This window comes from Neotamlana sargassicola (assembly GCF_020523965.1).
Classification (GTDB): domain Bacteria; phylum Bacteroidota; class Bacteroidia; order Flavobacteriales; family Flavobacteriaceae; genus Neotamlana; species Neotamlana sargassicola.
Genome location: NZ_JAJAPX010000004.1, coordinates 189743 through 202580 on the forward strand (window position 1 = coordinate 189743; position 12838 = coordinate 202580).

The following is a 12838-nucleotide window of genomic DNA, read 5'->3' on the forward strand; positions in this document are numbered from 1 at the left end:
TAAAAGTAATAAAAAAAGAGCTATGGATTTTACCCCACAGCCCTTTTAAAGCTACTAATCAACAATATTTTTATCCTTGTTCTTTTTTTAATGCCTTTACATCTGTAATTAATTGAGCGATTGACGCTCTATTTAACCCATTATAAATACCGCGAATATGTTTATTTTTATCAATAAGCAGAAAATTTTCAGTGTGTAAAAAATCGTCGATACTTTTTTGTTCCCCTAAATCGTTTTCTACAAAATAAGCCTCCCGACCCAGGCTATAAATTTGAAATTTATCGCCTGTTACTAAATGCCATTTTCCGTTTATAACACCATACTCCTTGGCATAATCTTTTAAAACAGCTACAGAGTCTACACTTGGCATAACGGAGTGAGAGAGTAAAAGCACTTCTGGGTCGTTTTGAAAGGCCTCTTGTATTTTAAACATATTTCCTGTCATTTTTGGGCAAATACCAGGACATGTAGTAAAGAAAAAATCAGTAATATAAATTTTATTCTCAAAGGTTTTTTGGGTTACTGTTTCACCTAATTGATTTGTTAACTTAAAATCTGGTATTTTATGAAATTTTTTCTCTGCTTCAGTATTTGGCGTAATCCACTTTGGGGTAAAAGACTCGTCTTCGTAATACGGTAAATAGTCTACTCTACTCGTTTCTTCAGCTTGGGAAATTTCTTTTTTTGCTTTTTGTTTACACGCAAAACTTAAAAAAACTAATATTAAAACAATTATCTTTTTCATTTATTCATTATTACTTTTTCATCTTCCAATCTATAACAAGAATTAGCTCTTAACATTCCAAAAATTCTTCCATTTTTGGCTTCATAATTCACATATAACTTTCCGTTTTGTAACCATGCTTTTTGCATTCCTTCTTCTTTCCCTTGTTTTAATTGACGTAATTTTGCCATTTGCCCAGTGTTATACCAACGCTTTTCCTCCCCATGAACTTGTCCATCTAAATAAGTAGTTGACAATGCTAAAACTCCGTTAGGCCACCAGGATTTATACGTGCCCACTATGGTATTTTTATTGTAATAGTATTCTGTTTTTAATGATCCGTTATCATGCCAAACTTTAGCTAAACCATGCTTTTTCCCATTATAAAAACCAACTTTTTCCATTAAATTATTGTTTTTATAATAACGCACGGCATAGCCATTAAATAAAGAATCTTTGTAATACCAATTACCCTCGTTGCCATTTAAAACTAGTTTATTTTTTAACACTAAACGGTCTTTAATTTCAATATTAGTGGCTGTGCTTGTAACTACACGACTTTTGCTACAAGCAACTAAAACCACTAAAAGAAACAAAACAACTATTTTACTATTTAATCGCATTTTAATACCCTTGATAAGGACCCGCAAACACAATATACGATCCTGTAGTTGAATACAACTCGTTTATTATATGATAATGATATTCTTCCTTTCCATTAGAATATTGTGTTACTCCCGTATGCCCTCCAGAAGCATCTAGATTGGTAGGATAATCTCCTGTTTCAAAACATTTTCTACCATAAATAAATACACCGTCACGAAGTATACCTACTAACTTATCGTCGTTATAACTAAAAGCTTTAGGCTCTAGATGATAATGATATACACCCGGACCAATGTGGCCTCCTGTCCAATCTAAACTTGCTGCTGCTCTATCAAGTGCACCACCTCCTTCTTGATCGTTAAATATTGAAGCACCACTCACTGCAATACCAATTGTTCCCATGTGAGTATTAATTGTTTTACCACTTAAATTAGGAACGGCATCTACTACTAATGTCACAGCATTATTGTTACTAGACATTATTGATGGGGTTCGTTCCACACTTGGTTCATCGCGATACAATTCATGATTTTTGCCCCAATAAATCGTTTCGTGGTTTGGCAAACCTGTAGTTTCTATTGTAACGGTTTTTCCGTTGTTTGATAAAAATATATCTGTAGCTTCTTTATTAAAAGCTTCAAAAGCTGGGTGCAATTCTGTAATTGCTTCATCTGCATCTGTAGCCGTATAATTTCTTACTCTACCGCCACCACCAGGAGGTCCCGGGCGTCGTCTTCCCTCTTCTCTAGGTGGTCTTCTTTCTTCAAAATTATTGATTGAAGACACCTCTTGCTTTTCCTTTCTACTTTTACATGTAAAAAGAATAAAACAAAGTAGAAGCATGTTTACTATTTTGAAAATTTTCATTTTTAAAAATATTATTAATATCCTTGAAACGGACCTGCAAAAACAATATAAGATCCTGTTGTAGAATACAACTCGTTTATTATATGATAATGATATTCTTCTTCGCCATCGCTATGTTGTGTAATACCTGTGTGACCTCCAGAAGCATCTAAATCTGTTGGATAATCGCCTGTGGCATAACATTTTCTCCCATAAATAAAAACACCATCTAACAATATACCCACCAGATTTTCATCATCATACGAAAATGCAACTGGCTCTAAATGGTAATGATACACTCCTGGGCCAATATGTGCTCCAGTCCAGTCTAAACTTGCAGCAGCCTGATCTAGCGCACCTCCACCTTCTTGGTCATTAAAAAGCGAAGCCCCACTTACAGCGATACCTATGGTTCCTAATTCGGTAGCAATACTTGCCCCATCTAAATCTGGAGTTGCATCAACCACTAAAGTTACTGCGTTATTATTACTTGACATTATAGAAGGAGTAAGTGCCACATCAGGTTCGTCTTTATATAACTCATGGCCTTCTCCCCAATACACAGTTTCATGGTTTGGCAAACCTGTAGTTTCTATGGTTACAGTAGTACCACTATCAGACAAATAAATATCTGTAGCATCTGTATTAAATTCTGCAAAAGCAGCATGTAACTCGGTAACTGTTTCTTCTTCAGAATTTTCTTCATCATAACCATCGTCGCTTCCTTCTGATGACGAGCAAGAAAAAAGCCCTAATAACACCACACTAATTATAAAAAATTGCTTCATTATTATTGTATTTTTTAGTTGTATAATGTTTTAGATGCAGGAAATGTAAAAAACTTGTGCTTTTGATAAAAAAACATTTCATAAATAAAAAAACTTGTGCTTAAAAGCTTATTTTTTTATTTCTCTAAGCCTAAAACACAAGACTTTATTTATTTATTTATAAAATTTAAAAAAAGTTAACGATATTCCATTAATGTTCTGGCGGTGGTCGTTGCCCTTCTCTACCTTTTATAGGTGGTGGCCTGTGAGCATTAGGTGGCAATCTTCTTAGTTCTGGCTTACCAATGGCGTCTTGAATTATAGTTCTAAAGGCCTCTCGTTGTGTTTCGGAGTTACAAATGGCTTCAATTTCTTTAAAGTAGTAAAATATTTTTTTACTTGAAATAGCTTCATTTTCACCAATTATTTTTGATATTGAATCTATTTCTTCTTGAGATATTGTTTTGTCTGAAAGTTTATTAAACAATTTATCTTTTAAAAACTTTGTATCGTCTCCAATCTTTCTAAGCTCTTTATGATGACTTTCTTCTAGTTTTGCTAATTCCGCTTTTTGCGCATCATTAAATCCTAGCCTTTCACCAATAAATTGTTGCGGACTTTTAGGTTCAATAAATTCTGGCAATTTATCTCCAGCTAAATAATTATAAATAAAAAACCCATTTACAATTATTAAAAAGAAAAGCAATACATATAAAATAGAGTTGTTTTTCATGTCTATTGATTAAAAAATGAATTTTGCGTATTTGAATTTAACCCCAACGTTTCGGCTAGCTCATTTACATTATTTTGATATAATGAATCTGATGTTATTTTAGAAAACGCCCATACATTTACCGTAATTACTAAAACCAATGTCGCTAATTGCAACTTTGGCGTAAACCACGACCAAATTGTATTTTCTTTCACTAATTCTTTTTCGGCAAATAGTTTTTGCATCGTTCTATCTTTAAAAAAGGGCGATACATTAACTGGCTTTATTTTATCTACAGCATTTAGCGTTTTGGTTATTTTATCTTCCATAATTTACGCTTTTTAATTTCTATATATTTTTGATGCAATATTTTTTAAAAACTTGCGTTGCTTATTCTTTTTTGTAAAAATTTTCTAGTAATTTTTGTAAATTCTTCTTCGCTCTAAACATTAACGACTCTATAGACGAAATACTTTTCCCTGTAATTTCAGCTACTTCTTGGTAACTTTTATCATCTACTTTACAAAGCGTAAATACCACTTTTTGCGATTCTGGTAATTGGTTTATAGCTCTAAACAAAGTTTCGCTTTCCTCTTTGTTTTCTAGTAAAATACCAGGATGATTCATCTCCGTAAAATAATTTGTTTTATCTACCGGAATATCATTCCCCATAATAGTTTGCAAAAAGGCGAATCGTTTTTTTGCATTTCTTTTCCTTATAAACTCTAAGCTTTTATTGGTTGCTATTCTATAAATCCAGGTAGATAGTTTTGAGTTTCCTTTAAATTTATTAATTGAATTAAAAACTTCAACAAAAACCTCTTGAGCTATATCTTCGGCATCTTCCTTATTAGGCACAAACGAAATACAAGTAGCAAATACCTTTTGCTGATACGAGTCAATCAACTCCTCATAAGCAAATGGCTTGCCATCTTTAAGATCTTGTATAAATTTGTCTTCTTCCAAAAGCTAGTTTATTGCCGCAAAATAGATAATTTTATTATTTAAATAACATTACCTTTGCATACTTATTTTATTTACAATGCGATTACACAGAAATTTATGCTTTGCGGTTATTGATGGTTTAACCCTAATTTTTAATGAAGACAACTACGCCGATAAAGTAATACAACAACTTTTAAAGCGCGATAAACGTTGGGGAAGCCGAGACCGAGCTTTTGTTGCTGAAACCACTTATGATATTGTACGTTGGAAACGACTTTATGCTGAAATTGCTGAAGTTAAAGAACCTTTTGATCGCGACAACCTGTGGCGCATGTTTGCAGTTTGGGCAACATTAAAAGGTATTAAATTACCAGACTGGAAATACTTTGAAGGCACGCCAACCAGAAAAATTAAAGGCCGTTTTGATGAACTTTCAAAAATTAGAAAATTTAGAGAATCTATTCCAGATTGGATAGATGCTATAGGCTTAGAAGAATTAGGTGAAGCCACTTGGACAAAAGAAATTGCCATGCAAAATGAGCAAGCCGAAGTAATTTTACGTGTAAACACCTTAAAAACTACTAAAGAAAAACTTCAAAACATACTTTTTGATTTAAATATTGAAACCGAATTTATTAAAGGTTATCCATCTGCATTAAAACTAACAGAACGTGCTAATGTTTTTGTTACCGATGCCTTTAAGCAAGGTTTATTTGAGGTTCAAGATGCATCTTCGCAATTGGTTGCCGATTTTCTAGATGTAAAACCAGGCATGAAAGTAGTAGATACCTGTGCTGGCGCCGGTGGCAAAACCCTACACATTGCTGCTTTAATGCAAAACAAAGGGCAAGTTATTGCCATGGATATTTACGAAAGTAAATTAAAGAAATTAAAAATTAGAGCTAAGCGTAACGGTGTTCATAATTTCGATTTAAGAGTTATTGACTCTACTAAACCCATTAAAAAACTACACGGTAAAGCAGACCGCGTGTTAATTGATGCACCTTGTTCTGGCTTAGGCGTTTTACGACGTAACCCTGATGCGAAATGGAAATTACAACCCGAGTTTATAGATAAAATTAGAGTAACACAACAAGAAGTTTTACAACAATATTCTAAAATGGTGAAACCTGGCGGAAAATTAGTGTATGCTACATGTTCTGTTTTACCTTCTGAAAACCAGAATCAAGTTGACAAATTCTTAACATCAGAATCTGGAAAAGAGTTTACTTTTGTAAAAGACAAAAAAGTTTTAGCTCATGAGTCTGGTTTCGACGGATTTTACATGGCTCTGCTAGAAAAATCAACCAAATAGATTAAATTAACTCTCTATCTATGAAACATTTTTACTTTTTCTTTCTTTTAATTTCAAGTTTAAGCTTTGCTCAACTTACACCTCCTACAGCATTACAAAATTATTATTCTGGTGTAGATTTTAATAAAACAGGTACAGATTTGTTTGATGATTTAGCGATACCTACAGCTTCAAAACACAGTAATTATTTAAGTTATACGCCTGGTATTTGGAATGCGAGTAAAGAAACCGATTTAGATCCAACAAACAGTAATAACGTAGTTTTAATTTACGGTTACAGCGATACGGATGGTAATTATATTACAGATAGAACCAGAGATAAAGATGAAACTGGTGGTACAGCGGGTTCAGATTGGAATAGAGAACACACTTTTCCAAACTCCTTGGGTAGTCCAGATTTAGACAGTAACGGAACATCTAATCCGCCATACGCAGATGCTCACAACCTGAGACCATCTGATGTTACTATGAACTCGAACAGAGGAAATAAAAAATTTATAACAGGCTCTGGAAATGCTCAAGATATTTCTGGAAGTTGGTATCCTGGAGATGAATGGAAAGGCGATGTTGCCAGAATTATAATGTATATGTACTTACGTTATGGCGACCAATGTAAACCAAGTTATGTTGCAAATGGCACAGCAAATGCTATTGATGCCGATATGATAAATTTATTGTTAGATTGGAATGCCGAAGATCCGGTTTCAACTATTGAGGATAATCGAAACACATATCACGGCAACACATCTAACACTTACGCCCAAGGAAATAGAAACCCGTTTATAGACAACCCATATTTAGCCACAGTAATTTGGGGCGGAACTCCTGCAGAAAATCGTTGGGGTGAAGCTGCAGATCCAGACACCGAAGCGCCAACAACACCAACTAATTTAACAGCGTCGAACCCAACTTCATCTACAGTTGATTTAGCTTGGACAGCTTCAACCGATAACGAAGCTGTTGTAACTTATAATATTTATATTGATGGTAATTACTACGTTTCAACAAACTCAACCGCAACCACATTTACAGTTACAGGTTTATCGGCTGAAACGACTTATCAATTTGCTGTTTTAGCTGTTGATGCGGCTAGTAACACGTCAACTTTAAGTAATTCGGTAACTGAAACGACACTTGAAGCTCCGGCTTCTGGCGACAACTGTTTAAGTGAAACGTTCGAAAATATACCAACAAACGCATCAAATTATGCAGAAAGAACTTGGACAGGTGACGACGGTGGAACATGGACAGCGACCGATGCTAGAACCGATCAAACTTTAAATTCAAGAACTATTTGTATTAGAAACGGAAATTTAACAGCTCCAACAATTACAGGTGGTATTGGAAGCTTAACAGTAACTACTCAGCTAACATTTAGTGGTTCTGCAGGAACTTTCGATGTGCTTGTTAATGGTAATTCTGTTGGAAGCATTCCTTACAGCGGTGATAACACAACATCGACCACAACTACAATTTCAAACATTAATATTGAAGGTAACGTAACTCTTGTTTTCGATAATCAATCAACGTCTAATCGTGTAAGAATTGACGATTTATCTTGGACTTGTTTTAGCGGTACATTAAGCACTAGCGATACTATTGATTTAAGCAACATAAATATTTACCCCAACCCAGTAATTGGCGATAGCATTTCAATTAATAGTAATGAAAATTTATCTTTTGAAGTTTATAATATGTTAGGCAAATTATTAAGTGAAGGTAAAACAGTAAATAAAACTATTTCTGTACAAACACTTAATTCAGGTATTTATATTTTAAAACTTTCAAATGGAGCGCAAAGTATTACCAAACGACTTATAAAAGAGTAAAGCCAACATAAAAATAAAATTTAAAAGGTCATTAATTATTTTAATGGCTTTTTTTTATTTTTAAAATGAAATGAACACAGCCTTTTTTAATCATATCACTTCGGTTTTAAACCAACCAATAATTAACTATGCGCCGGTTTCTGGTGGCGATATTTCTGAAGCTTTTAAAATTAATACAGCTGCTAAATCGTATTTTTTAAAAACGAATTCTTCCGGTGGCGCCCTAAACATGTTTCAAACCGAAAAACTAGGGCTCGAAATTATTAAAAACACCAATACCATTGCTGTTCCAGAATTAGTTACTTGCGGAAACTTAGGTGAAACTGCGTTTTTATTAATGGAATTTATTGAAACTAAAACACCCAGTGAAACCGATTTTAAAACGCTAGCTGAACATTTGGCTAAACTGCATAAAACCTCAGCAGATAATTTTGGTTTATCAACCAATAACTTTATTGGCAGTTTACCGCAGCAAAATAAATTTCATAAACATTGGACAGATTTTTACATTAACCAACGCTTATTACCTCAACTAAATTTAGCAAAAACCAATAATTTGCTTCAAGATTCCGAAATTCCTACTGAAGTCAGACTGAAAGAAGTTTTAACGCCGCTTTTTAAAAATATAAAACCATCGCTTATTCATGGCGATTTCTGGAGCGGCAATTATATTATTGCAAAAAACGGCACGCCTTATTTAATTGATCCTGCTATTTATTTTGGGCACAACGAGGTTGATATTGCCATGAGCAAATTATTTGGTGGCTTTAGCAATGCGTTTTATGACGTTTACCAAAACATTTTTTCATTTGATGATTTTACGGAAACCAGAATTGAAATTTACCAACTGTATTATTTATTGGTGCATTTAAATTTATTTGGTAAAAGTTATTACACACAGGTTAAACACGTACTTAACAACAATTTTTAAAACATGAGGCAAGCCGCGTTAGGGATTGAAACGGCATCCTTTTTTGAGGTACGAGAAAAAGATATAGTGTAAAGCCCGACGCCGATCCCGACTGTTCGGGGCGGGGAAACGCCCAAAAATTTATTTCTGTTAAAAAACTTGTTGAAAACACCTTGTGTTTCGTAAAAAAACAGCCGTTTTATAGTTTAAAAAAATGTATTTTTGCGTTTTTATAACACAACTATAACGTATACATAATGATTCATTTCTTCGGAAACCAAAACAGTAAAGTATTTGCTGTTCAAGCAACAAAAGAATTTTCTACAGAAACCATTTCTAAATTAACCTGGTTATTTGGTAACGCACCTAAAATTGAGCAAGCATCGTTGGATGCTTTTTTTGTTGGGCCGCGTGCTGCAATGATTACGCCTTGGAGTACAAATGCTGTGGAAATTACCCAAAACATGGGTATTGAAGGTATTATTCGTATTGAAGAATTTACAGCTGTAGCTGAAGATTTTAAAGATTTTGACCCTATGATTTCGGAGAAATTTAACGGGTTAAATCAAGAATCGTACACCATAAATATTGAGCCTGAACCTATTTTAAATATTGATGATATTGCCGCTTACAATGTGCAAGAAGGCTTATCGTTAAGTGATGAAGAAGTTGCTTATTTAGAAGGTGTTGCCGAAAAAATTGGCAGACCACTTACCGACTCTGAAGTGTTTGGGTTTTCGCAAGTAAATAGCGAGCACTGTCGCCACAAAATTTTTAATGGTACGTTTGTTATTGATGGTGAAGAAAAACCAACCTCGTTATTTAAATTAATTAAAAAAACATCGGAAGTCAATCCTAACGATATTGTGTCGGCTTATAAAGATAATGTGGCTTTTATAAAAGGCCCAAAAGTGGAGCAGTTTGCTCCTAAACGTGCCGATATTCCTGATTTTTACGAAACTAAAGAATTTGATTCGGTTATTTCGCTTAAAGCGGAAACACATAACTTTCCAACCACTGTGGAGCCTTTTAATGGGGCTGCAACTGGTGCCGGTGGAGAAATTAGAGACCGACTAGCTGGTGGTAAAGGCTCGTTACCTTTAGCTGGTACGGCGGTTTACATGACCTCTTACTCTAGACTTGAAGAAAACCGCCCTTGGGAACAAAAGTTTGAAGCTAGAAAATGGCTTTACCAAACGCCAATGGATATTTTAATAAAAGCATCTAACGGTGCTTCGGACTTTGGTAATAAATTCGGGCAACCCCTAATTACGGGCTCTGTTTTAACTTTCGAGCATAACGAAAACGCGTCGTCTAGCGATGCGCCTGCTAGACGTTTAGGCTTTGATAAAGTCATTATGCAAGCCGGTGGTATTGGCTATGGCAAAGCCGAACAAGCCTTAAAAAACACACCGCAAACAGGCGATAAAATAGTTATTCTTGGGGGTGAAAATTACCGAATTGGAATGGGTGGCGCCGCTGTTTCTAGTGCCGATACTGGCGAATTTTCGTCTGGAATCGAGTTAAACGCGGTACAACGCTCGAACCCTGAAATGCAAAAACGTGCGGCTAACGCTGTTCGCGGTATGGTTGAAGGCGACGAGAATTTTATTGTTTCTATTCACGATCATGGGGCTGGAGGGCATTTAAATTGTTTATCGGAGCTTGTTGAAGATACCGGTGGAAAAATAGATTTAGATGCGCTTCCTGTTGGAGACCCAACACTTTCTGATAAAGAAATTATTGGTAACGAATCGCAAGAGCGTATGGGGCTTGTTATTGCTGAAAAACACATTGAAACCTTACAAAAAATTGCAGAACGCGAACGTTCGCCAATTTATACTGTAGGTGATGTTACTGGAGACGATCGTTTTACATTCCAATCTAAAACCAAAGGCAACAAACCTATGGATTTAGCGATGAGCGATATGTTTGGAAGTTCTCCTAAAACGGTAATGACAGATAAAACGGTTACCAGAAAATATAAAAACCCAAGATATAAAACCAAAAACCTACAAATTTACCTAGAGCAAGTTTTACAACTTGAAGCTGTTGCTTGTAAAGATTGGTTAACAAATAAAGTAGACCGTTGTGTTGGTGGTAAAGTTGCCAAACAACAATGTGTTGGTCCGTTACAAATCCCGTTAAATAACGTTGGAGTTATGGCTCTAGATTTTAAAGGAAAAGAAGGTGTTGCAACCTCTATTGGGCACTCTCCTATTTCCGGCTTAATTAACCCAGTAGCTGGAAGTAGAAATTCCATTACAGAAGCATTAACCAACCTGGTTTGGGCACCTTTAAAAGACGGCTTACAGTCGGCATCATTATCTGCCAACTGGATGTGGCCTTGTAAAAATGAAGGTGAAGATGCCCGTTTATATGAAGCAGTTAAAGCGATTTCCGATTTTTCGATTGAATTAGGAATTAACGTTCCTACTGGAAAAGATTCGCTTTCTATGAAGCAAAAATATCCTGATGGCGATGTTATTTCTCCTGGAACGGTTATTATTTCGGCGGGTGCAAATTGTAACGATATTACTAAAGTTGTAGAACCCGTTTTTAAACAAAACGCTGGAAATGTTTACTATATAAATGTATCGCAAGACGATTTTAAATTAGGCGGAAGCTCGTTTAACCAAGTTTTAAACACTATTGGTAGCGATGCTCCAACGGTAAAAAATGCGAGCTACGTTAAAACTGTTTTTAACACCATTCAATCTTTAATTATAAGCGATAAAATTTCGGCAGGTCACGATGTGGCTTCTGGCGGATTAATTACAACTTTATTAGAGCTTTGTTTTGCTGATGTTAATTTAGGTGCCGATTTAGATATTTCGAAATTGAATGAAGAAGATTCTATAAAAGTATTATTCGCTGAAAATGCTGGACTTGTTTTTCAAGCAGAGGCATCGGTTGAAGCTATTTTAGCTGAAAATAATATTGCGTTTTTCAATATTGGTTCGGTAAATACTTCTGGCAACTTAACTGTTAAAAACAACGACGATAGCTTTAGCTTTAATATTAGCGAAAATAGAGATGTTTGGTATAAAACATCTTATTTGTTAGATGAAAAACAAACGGCTAATGGTTTAGCTAAAGAACGCTTTGATAATTACAAAAACCAACCATTACAATTTGAGTTTCCTAAACACTTCACAGGAAAACTAAATGACGTCACTTCGAGTGATTCGCCTAAAGCGAATCGTATCGAGAAGCCTAAAGCAGCAATCCTTCGCGAAAAAGGAAGCAACTCGGAACGCGAAATGGCAAACGCCATGTATTTAGCTGGTTTTGATGTAAAAGATGTACATATGACCGATTTAATTTCGGGTCGTGAAACCTTAGAAGATATTCAATTTTTAGGAGCCGTTGGAGGTTTCTCAAATTCTGACGTTTTAGGTTCTGCTAAAGGTTGGGCAGGTGCTATTAAATACAACGAAAAAGCCAATAAAGCTATTAAAAACTTCTTTGAAAGAGAAGATACCTTATCTGTTGGAATTTGCAACGGTTGCCAATTATGGATGGAATTAGATTTAATAAACCCTGAGCATGAAGAACACGGAAAAATGTTGCATAACGATTCGCATAAGCACGAAAGTTCGTTTACTTCGGTAAAAATTCAAGAAAACAATTCTATTATGCTCTCTACATTAGCAGGAAGTACTTTAGGCGTTTGGATTTCTCATGGCGAAGGAAAATTTAATTTACCTTACAGTGAAGACAAATATAATATTGTAGCAAAATATGGTTACGAAGGTTATCCGCATAACCCAAATGGTTCAGACTATAATACCGCTATGCTTAGCGATAAAACTGGCCGCCACTTAGTAACTATGCCACATATTGAGCGCTCTACCTTTCAATGGAACTGGGCAAATTACCCGGATGGTAGAAAAGATGAAGTTTCACCTTGGTTGGAAGCTTTTGTTAATGCTCGTAAATGGATTGAGAACAAGTAATTATTATCTGTATTTCACTAATCAAATTTTATTTTGATTAGTGAAATATTGTTTAACAACATATTTTCTTCACTTTTTTCGATATTACACTTACTTAATCTCAAAATCAATTGAGAAAAAAACTAAAAAAAACACATCTTTCAATTTTTAGACAAATTATTTAATAACCAAAAATAAATTTAAAAATCCCTTTATTTTTTTAATTAAAAATTAAACAAACGTATT

General features: G+C 34.7%; 11 protein-coding genes. 4 read left to right on the forward strand and 7 right to left on the reverse strand.

Annotated features, from left to right (window positions below):
* Positions 1 to 70: 70 nt before the first annotated feature.
* The 7 genes from LG651_RS11150 to LG651_RS11180 form a co-directional block, all read right to left on the reverse strand.
* Positions 71 to 745, reverse strand: coding sequence for an SCO family protein (locus tag LG651_RS11150; protein ID WP_226696207.1), 675 nt, complete (start codon positions 743 to 745; stop codon positions 71 to 73).
* Complete coding sequence (locus LG651_RS11155) at positions 742 to 1347, reverse strand: toxin-antitoxin system YwqK family antitoxin (RefSeq protein WP_226696208.1); 606 nt, start codon at positions 1345 to 1347, stop codon at positions 742 to 744. Before LG651_RS11155 ends, LG651_RS11150 begins: the two co-directional genes overlap by 4 nt.
* Before the next feature lies 1 nt (position 1348).
* On the reverse strand, positions 1349 to 2197 hold the full coding sequence (locus tag LG651_RS11160) for a YHYH protein (RefSeq protein ID WP_226696209.1): 849 nt from the start codon (positions 2195 to 2197) through the stop codon (positions 1349 to 1351).
* Between the two features lie 14 nt (positions 2198 to 2211).
* Entirely contained in the window at positions 2212 to 2964 is a 753-nt protein-coding gene (locus LG651_RS11165; RefSeq protein ID WP_226696210.1) for a YHYH protein, read from the reverse strand.
* Positions 2965 to 3154: 190 nt separating this feature from the next.
* Entirely contained in the window at positions 3155 to 3676 is a 522-nt protein-coding gene (locus tag LG651_RS11170) for a hypothetical protein (protein WP_226696211.1), read from the reverse strand.
* Between the two features lie 2 nt (positions 3677 to 3678).
* On the reverse strand, positions 3679 to 3984 hold the full coding sequence (locus LG651_RS11175) for a hypothetical protein (RefSeq protein WP_226696212.1): 306 nt from the start codon (positions 3982 to 3984) through the stop codon (positions 3679 to 3681).
* Positions 3985 to 4045: 61 nt separating this feature from the next.
* On the reverse strand, positions 4046 to 4621 hold the full coding sequence (locus tag LG651_RS11180; RefSeq protein ID WP_226696213.1) for an RNA polymerase sigma factor: 576 nt from the start codon (positions 4619 to 4621) through the stop codon (positions 4046 to 4048).
* A 76-nt stretch (positions 4622 to 4697) separates the two neighbouring features.
* Here LG651_RS11180 and LG651_RS11185 point away from each other — a divergent pair, with 76 nt between their 5' ends.
* The 4 genes from LG651_RS11185 to purL all read left to right on the forward strand — a co-directional run bounded on the left by LG651_RS11185 (position 4698) and on the right by purL (position 12613).
* Positions 4698 to 5915 carry an RsmB/NOP family class I SAM-dependent RNA methyltransferase gene (locus tag LG651_RS11185; protein ID WP_226696214.1) on the forward strand — a complete coding sequence of 406 codons (1218 nt, stop codon included), beginning with the start codon at positions 4698 to 4700 and terminating at the stop codon, positions 5913 to 5915.
* 20 nt (positions 5916 to 5935) lie between these two features.
* Entirely contained in the window at positions 5936 to 7744 is a 1809-nt protein-coding gene (locus LG651_RS11190) for an endonuclease (protein ID WP_226696215.1), read from the forward strand.
* Positions 7745 to 7814: 70 nt separating this feature from the next.
* The gene (locus LG651_RS11195; RefSeq protein WP_226696216.1) at positions 7815 to 8675 is read left to right on the forward strand and encodes a fructosamine kinase family protein; all 861 of its coding nucleotides are present in this window, start codon (positions 7815 to 7817) and stop codon (positions 8673 to 8675) included.
* A gap of 236 nt (positions 8676 to 8911) precedes the next feature.
* Positions 8912 to 12613 carry a phosphoribosylformylglycinamidine synthase gene (purL, locus tag LG651_RS11200; protein WP_226696217.1) on the forward strand — a complete coding sequence of 1234 codons (3702 nt, stop codon included), beginning with the start codon at positions 8912 to 8914 and terminating at the stop codon, positions 12611 to 12613.
* Positions 12614 to 12838: the final 225 nt, after the last annotated feature.

What these genes read in the sequence shown, in the direction of transcription:
- LG651_RS11150 (WP_226696207.1), bottom strand. Translation starts at nt 745, where the DNA reads ATGAAAAAGATAATTGTTTTAATATTAGTTTTTTTAAGTTTTGCGTGT.
- LG651_RS11155 (WP_226696208.1), bottom strand. Translation starts at nt 1,347, where the DNA reads ATGCGATTAAATAGTAAAATAGTTGTTTTGTTTCTTTTAGTGGTTTTA.
- LG651_RS11160 (WP_226696209.1), bottom strand. Translation starts at nt 2,197, where the DNA reads ATGAAAATTTTCAAAATAGTAAACATGCTTCTACTTTGTTTTATTCTT.
- LG651_RS11165 (WP_226696210.1), bottom strand. Translation starts at nt 2,964, where the DNA reads ATGAAGCAATTTTTTATAATTAGTGTGGTGTTATTAGGGCTTTTTTCT.
- LG651_RS11170 (WP_226696211.1), bottom strand. Translation starts at nt 3,676, where the DNA reads ATGAAAAACAACTCTATTTTATATGTATTGCTTTTCTTTTTAATAATT.
- LG651_RS11175 (WP_226696212.1), bottom strand. Translation starts at nt 3,984, where the DNA reads ATGGAAGATAAAATAACCAAAACGCTAAATGCTGTAGATAAAATAAAG.
- LG651_RS11185 (WP_226696214.1), top strand. Translation starts at nt 4,698, where the DNA reads ATGCGATTACACAGAAATTTATGCTTTGCGGTTATTGATGGTTTAACC.
- LG651_RS11190 (WP_226696215.1), top strand. Translation starts at nt 5,936, where the DNA reads ATGAAACATTTTTACTTTTTCTTTCTTTTAATTTCAAGTTTAAGCTTT.
- LG651_RS11195 (WP_226696216.1), top strand. Translation starts at nt 7,815, where the DNA reads ATGAACACAGCCTTTTTTAATCATATCACTTCGGTTTTAAACCAACCA.
- purL (WP_226696217.1), top strand. Translation starts at nt 8,912, where the DNA reads ATGATTCATTTCTTCGGAAACCAAAACAGTAAAGTATTTGCTGTTCAA.